The organism is Georgenia sp. Z1491 (genome assembly GCF_057652395.1).
In genome coordinates, this window is sequence record NZ_CM172729.1 from 2,826,773 (window position 1) to 2,851,579 (window position 24,807).

The following is a 24,807-nucleotide window of genomic DNA, read 5'->3' on the forward strand; positions in this document are numbered from 1 at the left end:
CGACCCTCCACCGCCGCCACCCAGACCGGCGACCTGCCGGACAGGCCGCCCCTCAGGACGCCCGCCGAACCTCGACCCTGCGCCACCGCTCCCCCACGTGCTCGACGCGGCCGGTGAGCTCGAGCAGGCCCAGTGCTGAGCGCACGGACCTCGCATCGAGCCCGGCGTTGCGCATGATCGACGCCTCCTGCGCGGCACGGACCGCCGGCAGGGCGTCGAGCACCCGCGCGCACACCGGGTCGAGCCCGTCGAGCAGACCGGGACCGGCGCCACCGCCGGGCCCTGCGTCGCCACCGTCATCCGCACCACCCTCGGCACCGCTCCGCCCACGTCCACCGACCGACTCGGGTCGGGTCACGGCCGCACCACCGCCACCGCCGCGCTCGATGCTCGCCCCGATGGGCAGGGCGAGCTCGACGAGCTCCTCGGCGGTCGTCACGCACATCGCACCCTGATCGCGCATGAGTCGGTGGCACCCGGCCGACGCCATCGACGTCACCGGCCCCGGCACCGCGCCCAGCGGCCGACCCATCGCTGCCGCATGCCGTGCCGTGGACAACGCGCCCGACCTCAGCGCGGCCTCGACCACGAGCGTCGCCCCGGACATCGCTGCGATGAGTCGGTTGCGGGACAAGAACCGGTGCCGCGCCGGGTTCGAGCCGGGTGGGGCCTCGGCGACCACTGCGCCGTCCTCGAGCAGCCGCCCGAGCATCTCCGCGCTCCCTTGCGGGTAGAAGCGATCGGCCCCGCCCGCCATCACGCCGATGGACCGACCGCCGACGACGAGCGCCCCGCGGTGCGCGGCGGTGTCGATGCCGTACGCACCTCCCGACACCACGACGAGCCCCGCCTCCGCCGCCCCCGCGGACAGCTCGGCGCCCACCGTCATCCCGTACGGCGTCGACGCACGTGAACCGACCACCGACACGGCGCGGGCGCCGAGCGCATCCCGGCGGCCACGCCCCCACAGCCCCGGCGGTGCGTCCTCCCCGAGGTCGTCGAGGCCGGCCGCCCAACCCGGGCCACCCGGGACGGCGAACCAGCCGCCGAGATGCTCGATCGCGTCCAGATCACGCTCGGGAGCGAGATGCTCGACCCGCGGCGCCCACCTCGAGACCGATGTCGCGAGGGTGCCCCGACCGACCTCGACGCCCGCGGGAACGGCGGGCAGGACGGTTCCGGCGACCGCGCGCCGCACCCAGGCAAGAGCCTCGGCCGCCCCGAGCGCGGTGATCAGCCGGTGGGCCTGCGGATCGGCCCCCTCCACGAGCCGCGTCCACGCCGCCGCGGCCACCAGCTCCTCCGAGCGCCCAGGCGCACCCTTACCTCCGCGTTCACCCACGACCGACCCCCTCCGTCCTCATCATCGTGGCCTCCCCGACGTGCAGACCGGTCGGGGACGTGCTCCCTGCCAGGTCCGCGATCGACCACGCGACGCGCAGCACCCGATCCATCCCGCGCATCGTCAGCTTTCCCGTGTCGACGGCGTGGGCGACCGTCGCCACGGCGCTGCGTCCCGTGCGCTCGCGCAGCCAGGAACCCGGCACCTCGGCGTTCGTCGACCAGCGCGTGCCCGCGAGTCGCTCGGCGGCCGCAGCCCGGGCGGAGGCGACACGGGCGGCGACGACCGCGGTCGGCTCGCTCGGGTCCTGCACCGCGGCGGCAGCGCGGGACACGCTCTTGACCCTGACCTGCAGGTCCACCCGGTCGAGCAGCGGGCCGGAGAGCCGCGCGAGGTAACGGGACCGTACGGCGCTCGAGCAGGTGCAGAGCGCGCCGTCCCGGTCGGCGTACCCGCACGGGCACGGGTTGGCGGTGAGCACGAGCTGGAAGCGCGCAGGGAACCGCGCGGATCCCGCCGCCCGGTGCAGCACGATCTCCCCGGACTCCAGGGGCTGGCGCAGCGTGTCGAGCACGCGGGTGGGGAACTCCGGGCTCTCGTCGAGCAGGAGCACCCCGCGATGGGCGCGAGACGCGGCACCCGGCCGCGGCAGACCGGAACCGCCCCCGACGACGGCGACCGCGGTGGCCGTGTGGTGCGGCTCCTCGAACGGCGGCCGGCGCACGAGCGAGTCGCCGGAGTACGTGCCCGCCACGGAGTGCACGGTCGTCACCTCGAGAGCCGCGTCGTCGTCGAGGTCGGGCAGCAGTCCGGGCAGCCGGGCGGCGAGCATCGACTTGCCGGCGCCCGGTGGCCCGAGGAGCAGGAGATGGTGCCCACCTGCCGCGGCGACCTCGAGCGCCCGCCGCGCGGCGGACTGACCCAGCACGTCGACGAGATCCGGCTCGGGTCTCGCCGCATCTCCGGCCGCGTCGGCCTTCCGCCCGGCACCGACGCCAGCCCCCGCGCCGGCCGGGAGCACGGGGCGGCGCGCTTCGCCACCCAGGGCGACGACGACGTCGGCCAGGTGCTCGACCGCCCGCACCGTCATACCGCTCACCAGGCGCGCCTCCGGGGCGTTCCCGGCGGGGACGACGACCTCGGTGAGGCCGCTGTCCCGTGCGGCGAGGACGGCGGGCAGGACGCCGCGGACGGGCTGGACGCGTCCGTCGAGGCCCAGCTCGCCCAGGAACATGCGCGGACGGCGGTCCTCGATGTCCCCCGCGGCTGCGAGCACGCTGACCGCGAGCGCCAGGTCGAGTCCGGTCCCGTGCTTATGCAGGGAGGCGGGCGCGAGGTTGACGGTCGTCCGCGACGGGCGCCACGGGCGGCCGCACGAGGACAGAGCCGCCCGGACACGTTCACGTGCCTCGGAGACGGCCGTGTCCGGGAGTCCGACGATCGTGAAGGCGGGCAGGCCGTCGGCGATGTGCGCCTCGACGTCGACGACGTGACCGGTCGTTCCCACCAGGGCAACCGCCCGCGCCCGCCCGAGGGCGGCCCCCATCAGGCGACCGACCTGAGGTGCGTGACGACCGGTCCGACGTCGCGTACGAGGACGCCGACGACGTCGATCCGGATCCGTGCGCTCCGGACGGCCTCGGGCCCTGCCTCCCGGTCCCAGGGCCGATCGCCGACCGCCCGGGCGACGACCCACGCGCGGGCGAGCCGGCGCAGCCTCGCGGCCTTGACGCGGGTCACGGCCTCGACGGGGTCGCCGAACGCCGCGCTGCGCCGCGTCTTGACCTCGACAGCGACCCAGGAGCCCTCCTCGTCGTCCCACGCCACGAGGTCGAGCTCGCCGTCGCGCACCCGCCAGTTGCGCTCCACCACGGCGATCCCGAGGGACTCCAGGTGCTGCTCCGCCACCCGCTCGCCCCAGGTGCCGAGCGCCAGCCGCCCGGCGGCGGACGGCGGCACCGCCCCCGGGGACGTGCGCGCGTCGGCATGCGTGCTCGGCGTCCCCTCGACCTGATTCGTGCCCGTGCCGTTCGGCATCTCGACCACCTCCGCCACCCACCCAAGGCGAGACGTCGGTCAGGCGGGGCACGTCGTCGTCGGGGCTGTGGACGGACCTGCCACAGGGTGCCCTGTGGGGACCGCGTGGAGCTCCTGGCAGCGCGGCAGCGGGGCGATGCCGCGCCGCAGCGCGGAGATGCAGCGCGGCAGCGCGGAGATGCAGCGCGGCAGCGGGGCGGCGATGCCCCGGCCGATCGCGACGGGCGCCGGCAGAGCGGCGCCCACGGCTACGGGAGCTTGATGTCCGCCTGGTTGAGCTCCTCGACGTTGACGTCCTTGAACGTCACCACGCGCACGTTCTTGACGAAACGTGCCGACCGGTAGACGTCCCAGACCCACGCGTCGGCGAGGTTGAGCTCGAAGAACACGTCGCCGCCGGCGTTGCGCACCTGGACGTCGACGCTGTTGCACAGGTAGAAGCGGCGCTCCGTCTCGACGACGTACGTGAAGAGGTTCACGACGTCGCGGTACTCGCGGTACAGGCCGAGCTCGAGCTCGGTCTCGTAGTTCTCCAGGTCCTCGGCACTCACCGCCCCATCATGCACCCCGACGGGTGGGAAGCCGCCACGAGCGCCGGTGCCAGTCGCTGGGGCCGACGTCGGCGAGCGCCGCGAGGTGACGGGCGGAGCCGTAACCCTTGTTGCCGGCCAGCCCGAAGACCTCGAGCTCCGGCCGGAGCGCCGCCTCGACCATGAGCGCGTCGCGCTCGACCTTGGCCAGCACGCTCGCCCCGGACACCGACGCGCACCGCATATCACCCTTGACCTCGCAGAGCACGGGGACGTCCCAGGCCCGCGGGGAGTCACCGGGCGGCGGCACGACGTCGTCGCTCACCAGGGCGAGCAGGTCCGCCACCGGCTCGGCGAGCCAGTCGTGCGCGCCGTCGAGGATCGTCGCCCCGGCGACGAGACCGGCGGCGGCGAGCTCGCTCCGCACGACGGCCAGCGCCCGACGGGCGGCCAACCGCTGAGCGGCCAGGATGCCGAGCGAGTCGATCTCGGCGGGCGACGCGTGGCCCACGGCCCAGGCTGCCGACCACTGCCGCACCGGCTCCACGAGGGCCTCCCGCGCGGCGGGGCGCAGCATCTTGGAGTCGGTGAGCCCGACGGGCATCTCGCCGACCGCCCGCCCGACGGCGCAGACGCCGATCGTCACTGGACCGGCCAGCGCACCGCGACCCACCTCGTCGACGCCGAGCACCACCGCGTCGTCGGGCAGGTCGGCGAGAAGCTCGCGCTCGCGGCTCAGATCCGGGCCGGGCCGGGCGGAACGGGACGTCCCGCCGGGCCGGGCGGAACGGGACGACCCGCCGGGCTGCGCGGTACGGGACGACCCGCCGGTCCGGGCGGAACGGGACGCCGGACCGGGCCCGTCTGCTGCGCTCGGGGACGTGCTCACGGTGCGGGGACGTCCTCGAACGTCTCCTCCGGGTCGGAGTGCCAGGTGACGTTGCTCAGCGGCCACACGGTGGCGAAGGCGGTGCCCACCACGTTGTCGATCGGGATGAACCCGCCCCCGGGGCCGCCCATGTGAGCGCGGGAGTCCGCCGAGTTGTCCCGGTTGTCGCCCATCACCCACAAGTGCCCCTCGGGCACGACGACCTCGAACTCGAGGCTGGACGGGTTCGCCCCCGGCGCGAGGTACGGCTCGTCGACGGGCTCGCCGTTGACCATGAGACGGCCGTCGGCGTCGCAGCAGGTCACGGTGTCGCCCGGCAGCCCGACGGCCCGCTTGATGAGGTGCTGCCCCGCGTCCTGCGGCAGGATCCCGACGAACGTCAGCGAATCGGTGACCGCCCGCCGGACCGGGTTGGTGGACTGCTCCGGCTCCTCCTCGAGCCAGCCGCCCGGGTCGAGGAACACGACGATGTCGCCGCGCTCGAGATCGAACGGCCCGGGGGTCAGCTTGCTCACCATCACCCGGTCGCCGACCTCGAGGGTCTCCTCCATCGATCCCGACGGGATGTAGAAGGCCTGCACGAGGAACGTCTTGATGAGGACGGACAGCACGAGCGCACATACGACGACGATGGCCGTCTCCCGCAGCCACGCACCGACGCCGCCCCGCCGGGCCGACCTGCCGGTGCCGCGCCTGCGCGGGGCCTCGTCGTCCACCGGCCCGTCGTCCACCGGCCCGTCGCCCGTCGGCCCGTCGGTCGTCGGCCCGTCGGTCTCCGAGGGGGTCGGTGCGCTCGGGGGCGTGAGCGACTCGGTCATGCGTCCTCCTCGGTACGGCCGGCCGGGATGCCCGCACGCTGGGCGGTCCCGCCGCCGTCGATCCTCACGTTATCCCGCGCGCAGCGACGCCCGGCGGACATTCCGTCCGCCGGGCGTCGCTCCGGATCGTCCCGCCGGGTACTCCGGGGGCCGACGCGGACTCAGGTGTTGTCGCGCTTCTCGCGGATCTTGGCGGCCTTGCCGCGCAGCTCGCGCAGGTAGTACAGCTTGGCGCGGCGGACGTCACCGCGGGAGACGCGCTCGATGGAGTCGATCGACGGGGCGTGCACGGGGAACGTGCGCTCGACGCCGACGCCGAAGCTCACCTTGCGGACCGTGAAGGTCTCGCGGACGCCCTGGCCCTGGCGGGCGATGACTGCGCCCTGGAAGACCTGGACGCGGGACCGGGTGCCCTCGACGACCTTGACGTTGACCTTGACGGTGTCGCCCGCCCGGAACTCGGGGATGTCGGTGCGGATCGACGCGTTGTCGATGAAGTCCAGGGTCTGCATGAGCTTCTCTCCTTCGCCCGTGCGCGCAGGTCACGGCCGGCTGGTCGGCGCGTCGCGCCGTGTCGGTTCGGGTGCCTGCTCGGGCCAGGACCCCCTGCGGCAGGTCGGTGGCCGCGGCTGTGCCGCGCAAGCCGGTCCATCCTGCCACAACCCGGCGCCCACCCCCAGGGCGGGCGCCGCACCCGCTCACGTGAGGTCGCGCACCATGACGACGTCGTCGTGCACCTGGTCGCCGACCCGGAACCGTCGCGGGCCGACGACGACGAACCCCGCGCGCTCGTAGGCCTTCCGGGCACGGCGGTTGCGCGCATTCGTGCCGAGCCACAGCGCACGCACCGGAGAGCCGTCGACCTCCGAGGCCGCGGCGGCGGACGCCGCTGCCTCCAGCAGGATGCGGCCCAGGCCGGAGCCCAGCATCTCGGCCGCGACGTAGATCTTCGACAGCTCGGCGGCCGGGCGCGCGGTGACGAGGCCGGCGACGTCGTCCGCGTACGGCGGGTCCTCGGCCCGGGCGGGCAGGTGGGTGAGCGTGTAGCCGACCACCGTGCCGGCGCCCTCACCGCCCGTCGCGGCGACCTGGAGGATCGCGGTGGCAGAGGCGGCGTGGTCGCGCATGCGCTCGGCCGTGAGGTGCTCGGCGACGAAGGCGTCGATGTCGGCCTGCGCGGTGCCCGGCGGGCAGGCGAGCGCGAAGGTGTCGGCGGCGAGGGTGGCGACCGCCTCGGCGTCGTCCGTGGTGGCGGCACGGACGGTGACGGGCACGGGGTGGGCGGCGCCGTCCGGGACCACCCGGCCGAGCCCCGCGAGCGTGCGGCGGTCGGCGCGGGTGAGGCCGCCGGCGTCGAGCGCGTCGATCAGCTCGGGACGGCGCTCGGCGGTCCGCTCGAGCGAGCGTTCCCGCCGCCATGCCGCCGCGGCCCCGTGGTCGCCGGACGTGAGGACGCCGGGGATCTGAAGGCCGCGCCAGCTCGTGGGCCGCGTGTAGACGGGGTACTCGAGCGTGCCGTCGCCGGCGTGGGACTCCTCGGTCAGCGACCCGGGGTTCCCGACGACGCCGGGCAACAGCCGCACGACGCCCTCGACGAGCGCGAGCGCGGCCACCTCCCCGCCGTTGAGGACGTAGTCGCCGAGGGAGTACTCGAGCACGCGCACGTCCGGGCGCTCCCGGTAGTGCTCGGCGACCCGGCCGTCGATGCCCTCGTACCGGCCGCACGCGATCACCAGCGGCTCGCCGGCGGCGGCCAGCTCCTCGAGGGTGGCCTGCGTGAGCGGGGTGCCCGCGGGCGCCGGGATCGCGAGCACGCCGCCGCCGGCGAGCAGCGGGTCCAGCGCGTCGCCCCAGACGTCGGCGCGCATGACCATCCCCGCTCCCCCGCCGGCGGGCGTGTCGTCGACGGTGCGGTGGCGGTCGGTGGTGACGTCGCGCAGGTCATGGACCCGGAGGTCGACGAGCCCGTCACGGCGGGCCCTCCCGATGAGGCTGAGGTCGAGCGGTGCGAGGTAGTCGGGAAAGATCGTCACGACGTCGATGCGCACGTCAGTCGCCCGTCGTCCCCGGGGCGGCGCCTCGGCCCGTGTCCGCGGCGCCGTCGGCGGGCGAGGCTGAGTCGTCGGGCAGGGGGTCGCCGGCGAGCAGGCCGCGCGGCGGGTCGATGACGACCCTGCCCGCGGCGACGTCGACGACCGGGACGAGGGCGCGCACGAACGGCACCGGGGTGGTGGGGCCGCCGGCCTCGCGGACGAGCAGCAGGTCGTGCCCGGGCGCGGGCCGAAGGTCGGCGACCTCGCCGACGTGACGCCCGTCCGGGTGCTCGACGCGCAGGCCGCGCAGCTCGTGCGGGTACCAGGCGTCCTCCTCGTCGTCCTCCTCGTCGGTCTCGACGACCAGGCGGACGCCGCGCAGGGACTCGGCGGCGGTGCGGTCCTCGGCGCCGGCGAACCGGACGTAGCGGGACCCGCGATCGACGCGCACGCTCGTGATCTCGAGCGGTCCGGCGTCGGCGGGGTCGGTCTCGAGGGTGGCACCGACGACGAGGCGGCGATCGGGGTCGTCGGTGCGGACGTCGAGCCGGACCTCGCCCCCGAGCGCGTGGGGGGCGCCGACGACGGCGACGGTGAGCTGCACGGCGACTCCTTCTCGGTGGTGGGACGGCCTCGGTGGTGGGACGGCCTCGGTGCTGGAACGACGCCGGACCCGGCCCGCCTGGCGGGCCGGGTCCGGCGTCGGTCGGTCAGCGGCGGTCGGTGTCGACGACGTCGATCCGCACGGGACCCGAGGTCGACAGCGCGCCGACCACGGTGCGCAGCGCCTTGGCGGTGCGACCCTGGCGGCCGATGACGCGGCCGAGGTCGGCGGGGTTCACCCGGACCTCGAGCAGGTCGCCGCGGCGCAGCGAGCGCTCGGCGACCCGGACGTCGTCGGGGTTGTCGACGATCCCGCGCACGAGGTGCTCGAGGGCGTCGGCGAGCACGTCAGGCCTCCTCGGCCGGAGCCTCGGCCTCGGCGGCGTCCTCGGCCGGGGTCTGGTCGGCCTCGCCCGCGTCGGCGGACTCCTCGGTGCTCGCCTCGGCGGCGGCCGCGGCCTCGTCGGCGGACTTCTTGGCCGACGCGTCGGCCTTGCGCTTCTCGGCGGCGTCCTCGGCAGCCTTGACGGCCTCGGCGCGGGCGGCGGCGACAGTCTCCTCGGAGGCGTCCTTCGTCCGCAGCGTGCCCTCGGCGCCGTCAAGGCCCTTGAACTGCTGCCAGTCGCCGGTGACCTTGAGGAGGGCCGCGACCTGCTCGGTCGGCTGGGCGCCGACGCCGAGCCAGTACTGCGCGCGCTCGGAGTCGATCTGGATGAGCGAGGGCTCCTCCATCGGGTTGTAGAGGCCGATCTCCTCGATGGCCCTGCCGTCACGGCGGGTCCGCGAGTCCATGACGACCACGCGGTAGTGCGGGGAGTGGATCTTGCCGAGACGCTTGAGTCGGATCTTGACTGCCACGGGTGTGGGTGCTCCTGGTTCTGGGGTTCAGATGGGCGTGCGCGCGCGGCCGGTGGGAACACGACCGTGGTTGCTGCCCGGGACACGACCCGCGCGGGAGAGAGGGGCCCGCGCACATCGGTGTACAGCCGATCATTGTGCCAGACATCTCCCCCGCGGGCACCGGCCGAGCTCGCCGGGCAGGCGTGCCGTCGGCCACGTCCCGCGGGACCCCGGGGCCCTCAGCCGGTGCTGCGCACCGGGACGTTGCGCAGCAGGAGGCCGAGACCCACCGCGGACCCCGCCACGACCGCCGCGAGCACGCCCGCACGCAGCCCCGGCGAGCGGTCGAACGTGAGGAGTGCGTCGAAGGCGGGGCCGCCCAGGTCGTAGCCGGAGACGAGCGCGACGGTCGCCGCCACGGGCACCATGCACGGCACGAGCAGCAGGATCGCGACCAGCACCCCTCCGCCGTGGAACCGGTAGAACAACACGCCGACGAGCGATCCGGACAGCGCGGTGCCGAACACGTTGACCAGGCAGATCAGCGCGAGGAACCACCAGCCCCGTTCCCAGGGCGCGGCGCCGTCGGCGTCGCGGAAGGCGTGCTCCCAGCCGGCGACACGGAAGACGAGCGCCTCGGCCGCGACCAGGGCCGTACCGACGCCCGCCCAGACGAGGCCGGCCAGGGGCGCGGCGGCGAGGTTGCCGAGGACGACGGCCGGCCGCGTGGCCCCCTGAGGGACGAACGCGGCCACGTGCTGCCGGGCCACCGAGAGCGCGACGACGAACGGGATGCCGATGAAGATCGAGGACAGCGTGACGACGAAGGACCGGTCGACGCTGAACCACACCGACATCACGGTGAGGACGAGCGCCGAGAGCAGGACGCCGGCGCCGAGCGAGATCAGGCCGATGGAGGCGTGCGCGGTGGCCGTCCAGCCGGTGACGACGAGCCACTGCGGCCGGCGCGGCCCGGCGATCCGGGGCTGGGCGACGAGCGTGGTCATGACGGGCTCCCGGTGAGGTGGATGACGATGTCCTGCAGGCTGACGTGGGACACGCCGACCCCGCGGACGGCCAGCTCGGCGCGACGCGCGTGGTCGATCGTGCCGAGCACGGTGAGCTCGGTGGTCGGTCCCAGTGTCCTCTCGGACAGCACGGTGAGGTCGGCACTCGCCTCGCGCACGACCTCGGTGCGGCCGGTGAGGGTCGCGCCGCGTGCCCGCAGCTCCTCGGAGCCGCCGGAGTGCAGGACCCGGCCCACGTCCAGGAGCACCACGTCCTCGAGGACGTTCTCGATCTCGGAGATGAGGTGGCTCGAGATGACGATCGTGCGGGGGTGCTCGGCATAGTCGGCCACGAGCAGGTCGTAGAACTCCACCCGCGTCGGCGCGTCCATCCCCAGGTGCACCTCGTCGAACATCGTCAGCGGCGCCCGCGAGGCCAGCCCCACGACCGCACCGACCACCGACCGCTTGCCGCGCGAGAGCTGGTTCGGGTGCTCGTCGAGCCCGATCCCGAAGTGCTCGAGGAGCTCCTCCGCCCATCGCTGGTCCCAGGTCGGACGGAGCATCCCCACGAGCGAGAACGTGTCGCTGATCGACTGGTCCGGGATGACGTCGCCGGACTCGCGCACGAGGCACACGGCGGGCATGAGCGCGGCGTCGTCGAACGGGTCGCGGCCGTCGATCGTCACCCGGCCGGAGCTCGGGCGGCGGAACGCGGCCAGCAGCGACAGGGCGGTCGTCTTGCCCGAGCCGTTGCGGCCGAGCAGACCGGTGATCGTCCCGGGTCGGACGTCGAAGGTGGCGCCGTCGAGGGCGGTGGTGCGGCCGAGCCGCACACCGACGCCGTCAAGCGCGGCTCCGACGGGTCGGGGCAGGTCCATGAGGGGCCTTTCTCGGTCGGGTCCGGCGGCGGTCACAGCGGGCGCATCCGCACCGGCACCGCGCGCATGAGCAGCCACGAGCCGAGGGCGGCCAGGGCACCGACGGCGAGGAGCACCCCGAGGGGCACCGCCGGCGTCCCGTCCGCCCATCCGGGCAGGTCGAGCCGCGAGACGAGCGGGAGCGAGTCGCTCCCGGTGACCAGCCCCACGGCGACGACGGGCACGAGCGAGAGCGGGAGGGCGAGCGCGGCGCCGAGGTAGCCCAGGCCGTAGAAGGCGGCGCCGAGCAGGGTGCCCGTGAAGGTCGCTCCGAGCAGCACGGCGCAGCGCTCGAGGCCGAGGGCGAGCCAGCCGTCCGACCAGACGCCCGGCTCGGCCACGCCGTCCTCGACCCGGGCGACGTGGGCCCAGCCGGCGGCGTCGTACACGAGCGACTCCAGCCACAGGACGACCGTGCTGAGGGCGCCGGCGAGCACGACGCTCACGCAGGCGCCGACCAGCGTGCCGATCCACACCGCCCTGCGGGTCGACCCGGCGGGCACGAGGGTGTCCAGCCCGGCGAACACGGCCCACACCGGCATGCCGATGGCGAACCACACCTGGAGCTGGAAGCCGTACTGGAGATAGGACTGCCCGGGCGTTCCGGCGAGGTGCACGATGAGCACCACCACCGAGAGCACGAGCGCCGCGGCCGCCACCACGCCCAGCGCGAAGATCAGGTGGACGGCACCCAGGTTCGTCGTCGCCGCCCGCCACGGGGCGGGCACCCGTGCCGGCGTCGCGGCCGGGGTGGTGCCGGGCGTCTCGACCGGGGTGGTGCCGGGCGTCTCGACCGGGGTGGCGCTCCGGGCGCGGTGCGGGCTCGCGCCCGGAGTCTCGTCGTCGTCGTCGGGGATCATGCGGGGCTCCCGGTGAGGTGGATGACGATGTCCTGAAGGCCGACCGGCTCGACGCCGATGCCGCGGGCGGCCAGGTCGGTGCGCGCGGCGTCGTCGAGGCCGACCACGGTGAGCTCGGCGGTGGGCCCGAGCTCGCGCTCGGCGAGGACGCGGTGGTCGGCGGCGGCCGCGCGGACCACGTCGGCGCGGCCGGTGAGGCGGGCCCCCATGGACCGCAGCTCGTCCGTCGTCGTGTCGGCGACGACGCGTCCGGCGTCGAGGACGACCACGCGCTCGAGGATGTGCTCGATCTCGGAGATGAGGTGGCTCGAGACGACGATCGTGCGGGGGTGGGCCGCGTAGTCGGCGACGAGCAGGTCGTAGAACGCCACCCGGGTGGGCGCATCCATCCCCAGGTGCACCTCGTCGAACATTGTCAGCGGCGCCCGCGAGGCCAGCCCCACGACCGCCCCGACCACCGACCGCTTCCCGCGCGAGAGCTTGCCGAGGCCGCGCGTGGTCGAGACCTCGAACCGGTCGAGCAGCTCCTCCGCCCAGCGCTGGTCCCAGGCCGGGCGGAAGGACGACCACAGCTCGAGGACGTCCTTGACCTTGTCGTCGGTGTCGAAGTCGCCGGACTCACGGATGAGGCACACCGCGGCGTGCGTCGGCGCGTGCTCGAAGGGGTCCCGGCCCCCGACCATCACCCGGCCGGAGCTCGGGCGGCGGTACGAGGCCAGCAGCGACAGCGCGGTGGTCTTGCCCGATCCGTTGCGGCCGAGCAGCCCGGTGATGACGCCGGGCCGCACGTCGAACGTGGCGCCGTCCAGGGCGGCGGTTGCGCCGTAGCGCACGCCGACGTCCTGGAGCCGTGCGCCGATCGGCGGGTGGGCGGTCATGAGGACTCCTTGTCGGGTCGGGTGGGGCGGTCGGGTAGGCCGGTCGGGTCTGGCGGTCGGGTCAGGACCAGCGGGAGCGCCGCTCCCGACCCGACCGCCGGGTCAGGACCAGCGGAACAGACGCGAGGCCAGCGGGTAGAGCACGGCGACGTAGGCGACCATGACGCCGAGCTGCAGCCACGGCACGTCGGTGCCGAACCAGGCCTCGGTCATCGCCTGGCTGGCGGCGCCGAGCGGGGTGAACCGGGCGATCGACTCGACGATGTCGGGCATGATCGGCCCCGGCGTCCACAGGCCGGCGAAGAACAGCAGCGGGAAGTAGGCGAGCATCCCCAGCCCGTTCGCCGTGGACGCCTTGGCGGCGAGGGCGGCGATGAGCAGTCCGATGCCGAACGTGGCGGCGGCCCCGAGCAGGAACGCCGCGACGAGGAGGAGCGGCTGCCGGACGGGCTCGAGGTCGAAGACGATCGCCGAGAGACCCAGCGCGAGGGCCGCGGCCGCGACGAACGCGATGACGTTGACGACGACCTGGGCGATGAGGATGCCGTGCGGTCGCATCGGGGTCGCGGCCAGCCGACGCAGGACGCCGCGCTCCCGGTATCCGGCCACGTACGACGGCAGGGTGGTCAGGGCGGGCGCCGCGATCGCGGTCGCCATGATGACGGGCATGAACATCGCGATGACGAGTGCGCCGTCGTAGACGCTGCCCGGGGACTCGATCGGGTCGCGCATGCCGGGCAGGGCGAAGCCGAGCCCCACGGCGAGGACCGTCGGGAACAGCAGGGCGAAGAAGACCGAGCCGGGGTCCCGGGAGAACAGGACGAGCTCGGAGCGGACCAGGGCGGCCAGGCCGCGTGGGGCGCCGCGACGGGGCGCGGGCCTGGTCATGGGCGGGTCGTGGACGATGGCGGTCATGCGGGAACCTCCTCGGGCTCGCGCCCGGTGACGTCGACGAAGACGTCCTCGAGCGTCCGGGTGCGGGTGTTGAGCGCGGCCGGGACGATGCCCATGCCGTCGAGGGCGGCGACGACGTCCGGGAGGACGCGCGGGCCGCCGGTGACGCGCAGCGTGCTGCCGCTGCGCGTGACGCCGGTGACGCCGTCGAGCTCGCGCAGCGCCCGGACCGGGTCGGTGCGGGTGCCGGTGACGCCGGCGGTGGTGGTGACACCGGAAGGCTCGGCGTCGCGCGTCTCGTCGCCGGGAGTCACCTCGTCGAGGAACCCGGCCAGGCCGAGCGTGAGCTCGGTCTCCGCGCCGCCGGCCGCGGTGAGCTCCTCGGGCGTGCCCGTGGCCACGACGCGGCCGGCGTCGATGACGACGATCCGGTCGGCGAGCTGCTCTGCCTCGTCCATGAAGTGCGTGACGAGCAGGACGGTGACCCCGGAGTCGCGGACCTTCTCCACGAGCTTCCAGGTCTCCCGACGGCCGACCGGGTCGAGTCCCGTGGTCAGCTCGTCGAGGATGACGACGCTCGGGCTGCCCACGAGGGCGAGCGCGATCGACAGGCGCTGCTGGAGTCCCCCGGAGAGGTCGTCGAAGGCGGTGCGCCGGGAGCCGGTCAGGCCGAGCATGGCGATGAGCTCGTCGACGTCGGCGGGCTCGGGGTAGAACGCCGCGTACAGGTGCAGCGCCTCCTCGACCCGGATCTTGGCCGGGAGCTTGGACTCCTGGAGCTGGACGCCGAGGACCTGTCGGACCGCGACGGGGTCGGCCTGCGGGTCGATCCCGAGGACCCGGACCGTGCCGGAGTCGGGCCGCTGGAGGCCGGCGAGGATCTCGACGGTGGTGGTCTTGCCGGCGCCGTTCGGGCCGAGGATGCCGACGATCTCGCCGGGCTCGACGCTCAGGCTGACGTCGGCGACGGCCACCTTCTGGCCAAAGGTCTTGCGCAGGTTGGTGATCTCGATGGCGGATGACACTGGGGTCCCCTCCTTCGGGGTGCGATAGGTGCGGAGCTGGTGGGCGGTAGGTACTGGTGGGCGGTACGTGCTGGTAGGTGCCGGGCGGCGGCACGTACCGGTGGGCGGTCGCGGGCGCTCAGGCCTCGACGCCGCCGATCGGGGCACGCCGGAGCACGGCGACGACGAAGGCCGCGAGGACGAGGGTCGCGGCGCCGACGATCGGGTAGACCCAGTCCCCCAGGCCGGCGAGGTGGCCGACCGAGTCGGGCCGGCCGAGGTCGATGAGTACCTGCGCGCCGAGGACGGGCAGGAGCGCGAACGGGAGCAGGACGGTGCCGCGCAGTCCGCCGAACCGGTAGTAGCCGGCGCCGACCGCGAGCCCGGAGACGAGACCGGCGAGCACCATGAGCGTCGCGACTCCCCACGGCGCGAGCAGCCCGGACTCCCAGATGCCCTCGACGATCCCGTCGTCGTCGGTACCCATGGCGCCGTGCGCCCAGCCGAGCGCGCCGTAGATCCAGCCCTCGACGAGCAGGAGCAGGGCCATGACCAACCCGTACCCGAGCGCAACGACGACCGACGAGGCGAGCGCCCCGCGGATGAACGAGCGTCGCGTCATCCCGTTGGCCACGTAGACCGTGAGGACGGCCGCGACGACCACGGCGATCGAGAACGGGAACCACAGCATCGCGTAGGAGGCGTACTGCAGGATCGAGACCCGCACGGTGGTGAAGCGGTCGACGACGAGGGTGGCGAGGGTGACCAGGACGACGGCCCCGACCCAGAACCACGCCCCGACGACGCCGTGCACTGAGAGCATCGACGCGGCCGCGCGCACCCACTGCGGGCGGGCGCGTCGACCGACGGTGGACACGGTGGTCGGCGTGGTGAGGGTGGGGTCGGTGGAGGTCATGTCGTGCGCTCCGTGAGGTGGATGACGAGCTCCTGCAGACCGAGGCGGCCGACGGCGAGCCCCTGGTCCTCGAGCTCGCGGGCGGCGACCCGGTCGAGCCGGCCGTAGACCGCGGCCTCCTTCGTGCCGCCGAGGGTGCGCTCGGCGAGGACCTCGAGGTCGGCGACGGCGCGGTCGACCGCGTCGGCGGGGCCCGTGATGGTGACGCCACCGGCGGTGAGCTCGTCGGCCTCGCCGGCCATCCGCAGCCCGCCGCGGTCGAGGATGATCACGTGCTCGACCAGCTGCTCGATCTCGTTGATGAGGTGGCTGGACAGGACGATCGTGCGCGGGTGTTCGGCGTAGTCCGCGAGCAGCCGCTCGTAGAACAGCTGGCGCGAGGGCGCGTCCATCCCGAGGTAGACCTCGTCGAACATCGTCAGCGGCGCCCGCGAGGCGAGCCCGACCGTGGCAGCCACGGCGGAGCGCTGCCCTCGGGACAGGGCGTCGACCGACTTCTTGGGGTCGACCTCGAACGCGTCGAGCAGCTCGTCCGCGAACGCCTGGTCCCACCGGGGGCGGGTCTCGCGCAGGAACTTCACGTTGGTGCGGACCTTCTCGGTCGTGAGGAGGTCGCCGGCCTCGCGGACGAGACAGGTGCCCTCCATGAGGGTCTCGTTCTCGAAGGGGTCGGCGCCCTCGACGCGCACGCGCCCCGTTGTGGGCCGGCGCAGGGCGGCGGCGACGCCGAGCAGCGTGGACTTGCCGGCACCGTTGCGTCCGAGCAGGCCGGTGATGGCACCGGGCTCGATCGTCGCCGTGACTCCGTCGAGCGCCTGCGTGCGGCCGAGACGGACGCCGAGCTCGTCGAGCTCGACCCGGTAGCCGGTCATGACGTCGCTCCCTTGATGTGCGCGATGAGGTCGTCGGCGCCGATGCCCAGGGCCTCTGCCTCGGCGAGCACCGGGTCGAGGTGCTCGGCGAAGAACGCCTGACGCCTGCTCCTCAGCAGGGCGGCGTGCGACCCGGGGGCGACGAACATGCCGACGCCGCGCTGCTTGTACAGGATGCCCTCGTCCACCAGCAGCGCAAACGCTTTTGCGGCGGTGGCCGGGTTGATCCGGTACGTGGTCGAGAACTGGGTGGTCGACATGACCTGCTCCTCCTCCCGGAGGTTGCTCGTGAGGATCTGGCGGCGAAGGTGCTCGGCGATCTGGAGATAGATCGGCTCCGGTCCGTCGAACATGCCACCACCTCCCCATCGGTTCATTACTCGACTAATGAACCACAGAACCGATGAACCGTCAACGCGTGCCACCCTCCTCCTATGAGCGACCCGTCACGCCCGCTGCACCTGACCGGCACCGTCGTCGTCGACGACACCACCGTCCTGTCCGAGATCTGGGTGGCGGACGGACGGATCCACCTCTCTCCCCCGCCCGGGGCGGACTCGTTCGAGCAGGTGCGCGGCGTCGTCGTGCCGGGCCTGGTGGACGTGCACGCCCACATCGGCCTCGGCGCCGAGGGGGCCGTGGACGAGGCGACGGCCGAGGCGCAGGCGGTCGCGGATCGCGACTCCGGCGTGCTGCTCGTCCGCGACGCGGGCTCGCCCGCGGACACCCGCTGGGTCGACGACCGGGACGACCTGCCCCGGCTGATCCGCGCCGGCCGGCACATCGCCCGGCCCAAGCGGTACATCCGCAGCTTCGCCCGCGAGCTCGACGACGTCGCGCTGCTGCCCGAGGTCGTGGCCGAGGAGGCGCGGCGCGGGGACGGGTGGGTCAAGCTCGTCGGGGACTGGATCGACCGGTCGATGGGGGCCGACGCCGACCTCACGCCGCTGTGGCCGCGCGAGGTGCTCCGTGACGCCGTCGCGGCGGCGCACGAGAACGGTGCCCGGGTGACGATCCATACGTTCGCCACCGAGACGGTCGAGGACTGCCTGGCGGCCGGCGTCGACTGCCTCGAGCACGGGACCGGGATGACGACCGACCACATGGCCGAGCTCGCCGCTCGCGGCGTCCCGGTGACGGTGACGGCCCGGCAGACGTCCCAGTTCGGCGACTTCGCCGACCAGGCGGTGGCGAAGTACCCGATCTACGCCGCCCGGATGCGGGCGATGCACGAGCGGCGGCGGGACTTCTGGGGCGAGGTCGTGGCGGCGGGCGTGCCGCTCCTCATGGGATCGGACGCCGGGGGCACGCTCGACCACGGGACGCTGCCGGCCGAGCTGGTGGCGTGCGCCGAGCTAGAACTCCCGCACGCCGACGTGCTCGCGGCGGCGAGCTGGCGCGGGCGGGACTACCTCGGCGTGGACGGGATCACCGACGGGGCGAGCGCGGACCTCGTCGTCTACCCGAGCGACCCCCGGGCGGACGTGAGCGTCACGCAGCGGCCGACGGCGATTGTCCTCCGCGGCACCACCTACCGCCCCCACTCCGGCGAGTGAGGGGATTCTTCCGCGAGTGAGCGCGGTTCCGCCTCACCAGTGAGCGGGGTTCTGCCTCACGAGTGAGCGCGATTCTGTCCGGCACACGAGGACCGAGAAGTGCTCACTCGGCGACGAGACGCCTCAGCGCAGGTACTTCTGCAGCTCGGAGATGTCGAGGTCCTCAGGCGAGGGCTGGACCGGGCCGCTCCCGCCACCGCCGAACGAGGCGCCCTTGGGCGCGGACGCCCGCGCGGCGAGCTCGCGCTCCTGCTGCGCACGCTTCGCGGGGTTGCCGCTCTTGCCCTTCTTCTTCTTGACCTGCGGCGCCTGGCGGCCCTTCGACTTCTTGCCGCCACCCATCCCGGGGCCACCGGGCATACCCGGCATCCCGGGCATCCCCCCGCCACCGCTGCCCATCTTGCGCATCATCACGCGCGCCTGCTCGAAGCGCTCGAGCAGGGAGTTGACCTGCTGGACGGTGGTGCCCGCGCCCTTGGCGATCCGCGAGCGGCGCGAGCCGTTGAGGATCTTCACGTTGTCGCGCTCGGCCGGCGTCATCGACCGCACGATCGCCTCGACCCGGTCGACCTCGCGCTCGTCGAAGTTGTCCAGCTGATCGCGCATCTGGCCCATGCCCGGGAGCATCCCGAGCATCTTCTTCATCGAGCCCATCTTCTTGATCTGCTGGAGCTGGCCGAGGAAGTCGCCGAGCGTGAAGTCGTCGCCGGCGAGCTTCTCGGCGAGCTTCTCCGCCTCCTCGGCGTCGTAGGTCCGCTCCGCCTGCTCGATGAGGGTGAGCACGTCACCCATGTCAAGGATGCGCGACGCCATGCGGTCGGCGTGGAAGCGCTCGAAGTCCTCGAGCTTCTCACCCGTCGACGCGAACAGCACCGGCACGCCGGTGACGCCGCGGACGGACAGGGCGGCACCACCTCGTGCGTCGCCGTCGAGCTTGGACAGGACGACCCCGGTGAAGCCCACGCCCTCGGCGAACGCGTTGGCGGTGGTCACCGCGTCCTGGCCGATCATCGCGTCGAGGACGAACAGGGTCTCGTGCGGCTGGACGACGTCGCGGATGTTCGCGGCCTGCCGCATCATCTCCTCGTCGACGCCGAGGCGGCCCGCCGTGTCGACGATGACGACGGAGTGCATGGCCTGCCGGGCTCGCTCGAGGCCCGTGCGTGCGACCTCGACCGGGTCCCCGACGCCGTTGCCCGGCTCCGGCGCCCACACCGCCACGCCGGCGCGCTCGCCGACGATCTGGAGCTGGGTGACGGCGTTGGGCCGCTGGAGGTCCGAGGCGACGAGCAGCGGGGTGTGCCCCTGGTCGCGCAGCCACTTGCCCAGCTTCCCGGCCAGCGTGGTCTTGCCCGCGCCCTGGAGGCCGGCGAGCATGATGACCGTCGGCGGGTGCTTGGCGATGTGCAGGTCGCGCGACTCGCCGCCGAGGACCTCGACGAGCTCCTCGTGGACGATCTTGATGACCTGCTGACCCGGGTTGAGTGCCTTGGACAGGTCGGCGCCCGTGGCGCGCTCACGGATCGCGGCGGTGAACTCCCGGACGACCGGCAGCGCGACGTCGGCCTCGAGCAGGGCGCGCCGGATCTCCCGGACCGTGCCGGCAACGTCCTCCTCGGACAGGCGCCCCTTCCCGCGCAGGCCCTTGAAGGCGCCGGTGATCCGGTCGGAGAGGCTGGCGAACACGTGGGTCCTTCGTCGGTCGGGGCGCTGCGGCGGTGCCGGGCAGCTCGGCACGGGTCGCCGCGCGCAGTCAGGTCGTTGCCCACAAGGGTAACAACGGGTCCGGTGGCGCCGGGGTGGTGGACGCCGCTAAGCGAACGTGGCATCCACCGCGGCCGTGAGCCTGTCGACGAGCTCGGCGCGCCACCGGGTCCATGCGCGGGGACCCGCGGCACGGGCGTCGGCCTCGGTCAGCGCCCGGAGCAGATGGAGACGCTCGCGCGAACCGACCCGGCCGGCGACCTCGTCGACCACGGCCGGGTCCGAGACGTCGCGGCCGGTCGCGGTCTCCGCGAGCAGGAGGTGCTCGGCCACCAGATGAACGATGTCGGCACGGTCGGCGGCGCGGACACCGAGGCGCACCAGGAGCGGGTCGGCGATGCGCGCACCGCGCGCGGAGTGGTCCCGCTCCCCCGGGAGCTTGCCGAGGTCGTGGAGGAGTGCGGCGAGCAGCAGCCGAGGGTCGCTCGCCCCGCCCGCCGCCGTGAGACCCGGCGTCCCGGGGAGCTCCGCGAGTCCTGCCACCGTCAGCAGGAGGTGACGGTCGACCGTGCGGGTGTGGACGGCGGTGCGCTGGGGCCGGTTGCGGATCGGTGCCCACTCGGGGAGCCAGACGGCGACCACGCCGACGAGGTCGAGCGCGTCGAGGACGTCCAGCGCCCGCGTCCCCGCGGCGAGGACGGCGAGGAGGTCGGTGAGCGCCTCGGGGGGCCACCGCCCGTGCTCGCCCGCCGGGTCCGGGCAGCGGGCCAGGGCGGTCGTCGTCACCGGCGAGAGCGGGAGGCCGTGCTCGATCGCGGCGCGGGCGGCGCGGAGCGGGAGGAGAGGATCGCTCGCGGGGTCGGCACCCGCGGCGAGGACGACCTCGCCGTCGTGGGCGACCAGGCCGGGCGCGAGCGTGGTGAGCCGCGGCGGACGCCCGGCCCGCAGGGCGGCGGTGATGAGTCGGCCCCGCGGACGGGTGGCGGCCCGGCGGGCCGAGCGCAGCGTCGTGTCGAGCGCATGCCGGATCGTGCGGCCGGCCGCGCTCACCCCTGCAAGGAGCTCGTCGGCGGGGTCCGCACCGGCCTCGGTGCGGCCGGGCGAGGCCCCGGGGGACGGCACCGCCCCGCGCAGCTCGTCGAGCTCCGCCCGCGTGCGCGGGGCACGGTCGCCGAGCCCCATGGCGGACGCCACGGCGTCCTGGTCGTGCAGGGTGAGCCGGGAGGCCGCCCGGCCGGTGACCACGTGCAGCGCGTCGCGCACGTCGCACAGGTGCGAGACGGCGTCGTCGATCTCCCCGTGCGGCCGGTCCGTGAGCCAGGACGCTGCGAGGGCGGAGACGATGCGGGCGTCCCGCAGCCCGCCACGACACTCCTTGAGGTCGGGCTCGCTGAGGTGGGCGAGGTCCCCGGTCCGCCGCCCGCGCGCAGCGACCGCGCCGGCGAGGTCCTCGAGGCGGACCCGGGCCGCCCCGCGCCAGTCGGCCAGGACCGCCGAGGCGGCCTCCGCGCCGAGGTCGGCGTCGCCCGCCAGGTTCCGCATGCCCAGCAGGCCGACGGCGGCGGGCACATCGGTGGAGGCCACGGACCGGCAGTCCGCGAGCGTCCGCACGGAGTGGTCCAGCGTGAGGCCCGCGTCCCAGATCGGGTACCACAGGGCGTCCGAGAGAGCGGCGAGCGTCACGTCGTCGCGGGAGCCGTCGTGCAGGAGCACGAGGTCGAGGTCGGCGCACGGCCCGCCGTCGCGTCGTCCGAGCGAGCCGACGCACGCGAGCGCCACGCCTCGTCGAACATCGGTGCCCAGCCGGCGCCCGGCGTCCGCCCAGAGCTCGACGAGTGCGGCGTCGGTCAGGTCGGCGAGCGCGCGGCGGTAGGCCCGCCCGTGCTCCAGGGCACCGGTGGCGAGCTCGGCGGGCGCCGGGGGGCGAACGGCGCGGCGGGCGGCCCGCAGCTCGGTGAGGAGCCGGTGACCGCCCGCCGCGCCGGTGCTCACAGGGCCTCGGAGCCCCGTTCGCCGGTCCGGACGCGGACGACCTGCCCCACGTCGGAGACCCAGACCTTGCCGTCACCGATGCGGCCCGTGTGGGCGGCGCCGACCACGGCGTCGAGCACCTGATCGGCCTCCGCGTCGTCGACGAGGACCTCGATGCGGACCTTGGGCACGAGGCGGACCTCGTACTCGGCACCGCGGTAGACCTCGGTGTGGCCGTGCTGGCGGCCGAAGCCGTTGGCCTCCGAAACGGTCATACCGGTGACACCCGCGGCCTCGAGGGCCGCCTTGACGTCCTCGAGCCGGAACGGCTGGATGATGGCGGTGATGAGCTTCATGTCGGTCCTCACTTCTCCGATCCGGTGAGCAGTCGCCCGGAGCCGATGCCCTCGTAGGCACTCTCCGCGTGCTGTGCGGTGTCGATCCCGCTGGCCTCGTCATCATCGCTCACGCGCCAGCCCATGGTGGCCTTGAGGACGAGCGCGATCACGAGGGTGACGAGCCCCGAGTAGACCACGGCCACGACCGCGATGAGGGCCTGGACGATCAGCTGGTCCGCGCCGTCGCCCATGAAAAGACCGCCCTCGTCAGCGAGCAGGCCGACGACGATCGTGCCGACCAGTCCGCCGACCAGGTGGACGCCGACGACGTCGAGCGAGTCGTCGAACCGCCACCGGTACTTCAGACTCACCGCGAGCGCGCAGAGCACGCCCGCGACCGCGCCGAGGACGATCGAGGTGACGGGGTTGAGCGCCCCGGCCGCCGGGGTGATGGCGACGAGACCGGCGACGGTGCCCGAGGCGGCGCCGAGCGACGTCATGTGCCCGTCACGCAGGCGCTCGACGACGAGCCAGCCGAGGATGGCGGCCGCCGTGGCCGACGTCGTGTTGACCCACGCGAGACCGGCGGTGCCGTCGGCCGTGAAGGCGGAGCCGGCGTTGAAGCCGAACCAGCCGACCCACAGCAGGGCGGCGCCGATCATCACGAGCGGCAGGTTGTGCGGCCGCATCGGCACCTTGCCGAAGCCCTTGCGCCGACCGATGACCAGGGCGAGGACGAGGCCGGCGATGCCCGCGTTGATGTGGACGACCGTGCCGCCGGCGAAGTCGATCGGCTCGGCGATCGAGCCGAACCACCCGTCGCCGGAGAGGATGCCGCCACCCCAGACCATGTGGGCCATCGGGAAGTAGGACAGCGTCACCCACAGGGCGGCGAAAACGAGCCAGGACGCGTACTTCACGCGTTCGGCGATCGCCCCGGAGACCAGTGCGGTGGTGATGATGGCGAAGGTTGACTGGAAGGCCACTCCCACGTAGGCGGGTACGCCGAGGTCGTCGATGATGTGGGCGCCGTCCGCGTCGACCACCTGACCGTCGAGGGCGAAGCCGTCGAACGGGTTGCCGAGGATGCCCCCGAGCGAGTCGCCGTAGCTCATCGACCACCCCCACAGCGGGTAGATGACGCCGACGACGGCGATGACGCCGAAGCTCATCATCATCATGTTGAGCACCCCGCGGCTGCGGGTCATGCCGCCGTAGAACAGGGCCAGGGCCGGCACGGTCATCATGAGCACGAGCGTGGCGGACATCAGCATCCAGGCCGTGGCGCCGGTGTCGAGCGTCGGCGCTGCCGACGTCGCGATGAGTGGTGTCATGTCTCCTCCTCGCCGGCACCGTCGGCCGGTCTGGGAGGCACTCTCCTTCGAGCGTGTTTCGCCGCGGCGCGGCCCAGGTTTCACCCGTGTAACCGGCAGCGCCGCCACGTGACGATCACGTGACGGCGCCGGGAGACGGTGCGGTAGGCGTCAGCCGAGCAACGAGTCCACGAAGTCCTCGGGGACGAACGGCGCGAGGTCGTCGGGGCCCTCGCCGAGCCCGACGTACTTCACCGGCACGCCGAGCTCGCGCTGCACGGTGACGACGATGCCACCCTTCGCGGTGCCGTCGAGCTTGGTGAGCACGATGCCGGTGACGGACACGGCCTCGGAGAAGATCTTCGCCTGCTGCATGCCGTTCTGACCCGTGGTCGCGTCGAGGACGAGCAGGACCTCGCGGACGGGCGCCTGGCGCGACATCACGCGCTTGATCTTGCCCAGCTCCTCCATGAGGCCGGCCTTGTTCTGGAGTCGGCCGGCGGTGTCGACGACGACGACGTCCGCATCCTGCTCCCGGCCGCTGCGCACGGCCTCGAACGCCACCGACGCCGGGTCGGCGCCCTCGGTCTCGGACCGGACGACGGGCACGCCGACGCGCTCGCCCCAGGTGGTCAGCTGCTCGGCGGCGGCCGCACGGAAGGTGTCGGCGGCGCCGAGGACGACCGAGTGCCCCTCGGCGACGAGCACGCGCGCGAGCTTGCCGATCGTCGTCGTCTTGCCCGTGCCGTTGACGCCGACGACGAGCACGGTCGCAGGGTGGGGCGCGCCGTCGTCGCCGAGGACGGGGCTGAGGTCGAGGGTGCGGTCCGCGTCGGGCCCGACGAACTCCAGGAGCTCGCGGCGCAGGATGTCCTTGACGGCGCCGGCGTCGCCCGCGCCGGTGACCTTGGCCTCCGTGCGCAGGGTGTCGATGAGCTCGGTGGTGGGGCCGATGCCGACGTCGGCGACCAGCAGCGTGTCCTCCAGCTCCTCCCAGTCCTCCTCGGTGAGCGAGTCGCGCGAGAGGATTGAGAGCAGGGCCTGGCCGAACGACCCGGAGCGGGCGAGGCGGGCGCGCAGGCGCTGGAGCCGCGAGGTGACGGTCTCGGGCTGCTCGAGGGTCGGTGTCGGCGGGGCCGCCGGCTCGGCGGCGCCCGGTTCGGCGACGTCGGTCCCCGCGCGGTCCTCGTCGATGACGGCGGTCGGCGCGGCGGAGGCGCCCGACGCCGGCTCCTCACCGGAGGGGTACGGGCTCGACTCCCCCGGGGGAAGCGTGTCGTCGCGCCTGCGGCGCGAGGGGACGAGCCAGAGTCCGGCGATCAGCCCGACGACGAGCAGGGCTCCGACGACGGTCAGGATGATGTACGGGGTATCCACGGCCACAGTCTCTCAGGAACGCGGACGGCCGGCGTCGCGCTCCCCGGTGGTCGAGAGGCGGCGGGCGGGGCGCGGGGCGGCGCGCAGCCCGGGAACGGGGACTCC

General features: G+C 74.0%; 26 protein-coding genes. 1 reads left to right on the top strand and 25 read right to left on the bottom strand.

All coding sequences use genetic code 11. From position 1 onward, the window contains the following. Window positions 1-52: 52 nt before the first annotated feature. The 20 genes from dprA to AC24HA_RS13110 form a co-directional block, all read right to left on the bottom strand. Window positions 53-1,342, bottom strand: a complete 1,290-nt coding sequence (gene dprA, locus AC24HA_RS13015; protein WP_425710043.1) for a DNA-processing protein DprA — start codon at window positions 1,340-1,342, stop codon at window positions 53-55. Further along, a complete protein-coding gene (locus AC24HA_RS13020) occupies window positions 1,335-2,888 on the bottom strand; it encodes a YifB family Mg chelatase-like AAA ATPase (protein WP_425710042.1) in 1,554 nt (517 codons plus the stop codon). Before AC24HA_RS13020 ends, dprA begins: the two co-directional genes overlap by 8 nt. Continuing rightward, window positions 2,888-3,379: a YraN family protein gene (locus AC24HA_RS13025; protein WP_425710041.1), complete on the bottom strand. Its 492-nt coding sequence runs from the start codon at window positions 3,377-3,379 to the stop codon at window positions 2,888-2,890. The genes AC24HA_RS13020 and AC24HA_RS13025 overlap by 1 nt, the downstream gene beginning before the upstream one ends. A 248-nt stretch (window positions 3,380-3,627) precedes the next feature. Further along, window positions 3,628-3,930 (bottom strand): DUF2469 domain-containing protein, encoded by a 303-nt coding sequence (locus tag AC24HA_RS13030; protein WP_425710040.1) that lies wholly within the window; start codon window positions 3,928-3,930, stop codon window positions 3,628-3,630. 7 nt (window positions 3,931-3,937) lie between these two features. Continuing rightward, entirely contained in the window at window positions 3,938-4,798 is an 861-nt protein-coding gene (gene rnhB, locus AC24HA_RS13035; RefSeq protein WP_425710039.1) for a ribonuclease HII, read from the bottom strand. Next, the gene (gene lepB / locus AC24HA_RS13040; protein WP_425710038.1) at window positions 4,795-5,616 is read right to left on the bottom strand and encodes a signal peptidase I; all 822 of its coding nucleotides are present in this window, start codon (window positions 5,614-5,616) and stop codon (window positions 4,795-4,797) included. The genes rnhB and lepB overlap by 4 nt, the downstream gene beginning before the upstream one ends. 161 nt (window positions 5,617-5,777) lie before the next feature. Further along, the gene (rplS, locus tag AC24HA_RS13045; RefSeq protein ID WP_425710037.1) at window positions 5,778-6,128 is read right to left on the bottom strand and encodes a 50S ribosomal protein L19; all 351 of its coding nucleotides are present in this window, start codon (window positions 6,126-6,128) and stop codon (window positions 5,778-5,780) included. Between the two features lie 186 nt (window positions 6,129-6,314). After that, the gene (trmD, locus tag AC24HA_RS13050) at window positions 6,315-7,664 is read right to left on the bottom strand and encodes a tRNA (guanosine(37)-N1)-methyltransferase TrmD (protein WP_425710036.1); all 1,350 of its coding nucleotides are present in this window, start codon (window positions 7,662-7,664) and stop codon (window positions 6,315-6,317) included. A gap of 1 nt (window position 7,665) precedes the next feature. Then, a complete protein-coding gene (gene rimM / locus AC24HA_RS13055) occupies window positions 7,666-8,253 on the bottom strand; it encodes a ribosome maturation factor RimM (RefSeq protein WP_425710035.1) in 588 nt (195 codons plus the stop codon). Between the two features lie 106 nt (window positions 8,254-8,359). Next, window positions 8,360-8,599: an RNA-binding protein gene (locus tag AC24HA_RS13060; RefSeq protein WP_425710034.1), complete on the bottom strand. Its 240-nt coding sequence runs from the start codon at window positions 8,597-8,599 to the stop codon at window positions 8,360-8,362. Window position 8,600: 1 nt separating this feature from the next. Continuing rightward, window positions 8,601-9,110, bottom strand: coding sequence for a 30S ribosomal protein S16 (gene rpsP, locus AC24HA_RS13065; protein ID WP_425710033.1), 510 nt, complete (start codon window positions 9,108-9,110; stop codon window positions 8,601-8,603). A 221-nt stretch (window positions 9,111-9,331) separates the two neighbouring features. After that, entirely contained in the window at window positions 9,332-10,099 is a 768-nt protein-coding gene (locus AC24HA_RS13070; RefSeq protein ID WP_425710032.1) for a hypothetical protein, read from the bottom strand. Further along, the gene (locus AC24HA_RS13075; protein ID WP_425710031.1) at window positions 10,096-10,980 is read right to left on the bottom strand and encodes an ATP-binding cassette domain-containing protein; all 885 of its coding nucleotides are present in this window, start codon (window positions 10,978-10,980) and stop codon (window positions 10,096-10,098) included. Before AC24HA_RS13075 ends, AC24HA_RS13070 begins: the two co-directional genes overlap by 4 nt. A gap of 32 nt (window positions 10,981-11,012) precedes the next feature. Beyond that, complete coding sequence (locus AC24HA_RS13080; protein ID WP_425710030.1) at window positions 11,013-11,879, bottom strand: hypothetical protein; 867 nt, start codon at window positions 11,877-11,879, stop codon at window positions 11,013-11,015. Continuing rightward, window positions 11,876-12,757, bottom strand: coding sequence for an ATP-binding cassette domain-containing protein (locus AC24HA_RS13085; protein ID WP_425710029.1), 882 nt, complete (start codon window positions 12,755-12,757; stop codon window positions 11,876-11,878). The genes AC24HA_RS13080 and AC24HA_RS13085 overlap by 4 nt, the downstream gene beginning before the upstream one ends. A 102-nt stretch (window positions 12,758-12,859) precedes the next feature. Then, entirely contained in the window at window positions 12,860-13,672 is an 813-nt protein-coding gene (locus AC24HA_RS13090; protein ID WP_425710028.1) for an ABC transporter permease, read from the bottom strand. Further along, window positions 13,669-14,676, bottom strand: coding sequence for an ABC transporter ATP-binding protein (locus AC24HA_RS13095; protein WP_425710027.1), 1,008 nt, complete (start codon window positions 14,674-14,676; stop codon window positions 13,669-13,671). The genes AC24HA_RS13090 and AC24HA_RS13095 overlap by 4 nt, the downstream gene beginning before the upstream one ends. 118 nt (window positions 14,677-14,794) lie before the next feature. Beyond that, window positions 14,795-15,571, bottom strand: a complete 777-nt coding sequence (locus AC24HA_RS13100; RefSeq protein ID WP_425710026.1) for a hypothetical protein — start codon at window positions 15,569-15,571, stop codon at window positions 14,795-14,797. Further along, window positions 15,568-16,443: an ATP-binding cassette domain-containing protein gene (locus AC24HA_RS13105; protein WP_425710025.1), complete on the bottom strand. Its 876-nt coding sequence runs from the start codon at window positions 16,441-16,443 to the stop codon at window positions 15,568-15,570. The genes AC24HA_RS13100 and AC24HA_RS13105 overlap by 4 nt, the downstream gene beginning before the upstream one ends. Further along, the gene (locus AC24HA_RS13110; RefSeq protein ID WP_425710024.1) at window positions 16,440-16,796 is read right to left on the bottom strand and encodes a GntR family transcriptional regulator; all 357 of its coding nucleotides are present in this window, start codon (window positions 16,794-16,796) and stop codon (window positions 16,440-16,442) included. Before AC24HA_RS13110 ends, AC24HA_RS13105 begins: the two co-directional genes overlap by 4 nt. 81 nt (window positions 16,797-16,877) lie before the next feature. On the opposite strand from AC24HA_RS13110, the gene AC24HA_RS13115 reads away from it, so the two are divergent. Continuing rightward, window positions 16,878-17,999 carry an amidohydrolase family protein gene (locus AC24HA_RS13115; protein WP_425710023.1) on the top strand — a complete coding sequence of 374 codons (1,122 nt, stop codon included), beginning with the start codon at window positions 16,878-16,880 and terminating at the stop codon, window positions 17,997-17,999. Between the two features lie 123 nt (window positions 18,000-18,122). Here the strand turns inward: AC24HA_RS13115 and ffh are convergent, their stop codons facing one another. The 5 genes from ffh to ftsY all read right to left on the bottom strand — a co-directional run bounded on the left by ffh (window position 18,123) and on the right by ftsY (window position 24,702). Further along, entirely contained in the window at window positions 18,123-19,685 is a 1,563-nt protein-coding gene (ffh, locus tag AC24HA_RS13120; RefSeq protein ID WP_425710022.1) for a signal recognition particle protein, read from the bottom strand. Between the two features lie 126 nt (window positions 19,686-19,811). Further along, complete coding sequence (locus AC24HA_RS13125; RefSeq protein ID WP_425710021.1) at window positions 19,812-21,695, bottom strand: [protein-PII] uridylyltransferase family protein; 1,884 nt, start codon at window positions 21,693-21,695, stop codon at window positions 19,812-19,814. Continuing rightward, window positions 21,692-22,030, bottom strand: coding sequence for a P-II family nitrogen regulator (locus tag AC24HA_RS13130; protein WP_425710020.1), 339 nt, complete (start codon window positions 22,028-22,030; stop codon window positions 21,692-21,694). The genes AC24HA_RS13125 and AC24HA_RS13130 overlap by 4 nt, the downstream gene beginning before the upstream one ends. 8 nt (window positions 22,031-22,038) lie before the next feature. Further along, window positions 22,039-23,346 carry an ammonium transporter gene (locus AC24HA_RS13135; protein ID WP_425710019.1) on the bottom strand — a complete coding sequence of 436 codons (1,308 nt, stop codon included), beginning with the start codon at window positions 23,344-23,346 and terminating at the stop codon, window positions 22,039-22,041. A gap of 150 nt (window positions 23,347-23,496) precedes the next feature. Continuing rightward, window positions 23,497-24,702, bottom strand: a complete 1,206-nt coding sequence (gene ftsY, locus AC24HA_RS13140) for a signal recognition particle-docking protein FtsY (protein ID WP_425710018.1) — start codon at window positions 24,700-24,702, stop codon at window positions 23,497-23,499. Window positions 24,703-24,807 lie beyond the last annotated feature (105 nt).

Excerpts from the sequence above, each read along its gene's own strand:
- AC24HA_RS13020 (WP_425710042.1), bottom strand. The coding sequence starts at position 2,888 with ATGGGGGCCGCCCTCGGGCGGGCGCGGGCGGTTGCCCTGGTGGGAACG.
- AC24HA_RS13025 (WP_425710041.1), bottom strand. The coding sequence starts at position 3,379 with ATGCCGAACGGCACGGGCACGAATCAGGTCGAGGGGACGCCGAGCACG.
- lepB (WP_425710038.1), bottom strand. The coding sequence starts at position 5,616 with ATGACCGAGTCGCTCACGCCCCCGAGCGCACCGACCCCCTCGGAGACC.
- rplS (WP_425710037.1), bottom strand. The coding sequence starts at position 6,128 with ATGCAGACCCTGGACTTCATCGACAACGCGTCGATCCGCACCGACATC.
- AC24HA_RS13070 (WP_425710032.1), bottom strand. The coding sequence starts at position 10,099 with ATGACCACGCTCGTCGCCCAGCCCCGGATCGCCGGGCCGCGCCGGCCG.
- AC24HA_RS13075 (WP_425710031.1), bottom strand. The coding sequence starts at position 10,980 with ATGGACCTGCCCCGACCCGTCGGAGCCGCGCTTGACGGCGTCGGTGTG.
- AC24HA_RS13080 (WP_425710030.1), bottom strand. The coding sequence starts at position 11,879 with ATGATCCCCGACGACGACGACGAGACTCCGGGCGCGAGCCCGCACCGC.
- AC24HA_RS13085 (WP_425710029.1), bottom strand. The coding sequence starts at position 12,757 with ATGACCGCCCACCCGCCGATCGGCGCACGGCTCCAGGACGTCGGCGTG.
- AC24HA_RS13090 (WP_425710028.1), bottom strand. The coding sequence starts at position 13,672 with ATGACCGCCATCGTCCACGACCCGCCCATGACCAGGCCCGCGCCCCGT.
- AC24HA_RS13100 (WP_425710026.1), bottom strand. The coding sequence starts at position 15,571 with ATGACCTCCACCGACCCCACCCTCACCACGCCGACCACCGTGTCCACC.
- AC24HA_RS13105 (WP_425710025.1), bottom strand. The coding sequence starts at position 16,443 with ATGACCGGCTACCGGGTCGAGCTCGACGAGCTCGGCGTCCGTCTCGGC.
- AC24HA_RS13110 (WP_425710024.1), bottom strand. The coding sequence starts at position 16,796 with ATGTTCGACGGACCGGAGCCGATCTATCTCCAGATCGCCGAGCACCTT.
- AC24HA_RS13115 (WP_425710023.1), top strand. The coding sequence starts at position 16,878 with ATGAGCGACCCGTCACGCCCGCTGCACCTGACCGGCACCGTCGTCGTC.
- AC24HA_RS13130 (WP_425710020.1), bottom strand. The coding sequence starts at position 22,030 with ATGAAGCTCATCACCGCCATCATCCAGCCGTTCCGGCTCGAGGACGTC.
- AC24HA_RS13135 (WP_425710019.1), bottom strand. The coding sequence starts at position 23,346 with ATGACACCACTCATCGCGACGTCGGCAGCGCCGACGCTCGACACCGGC.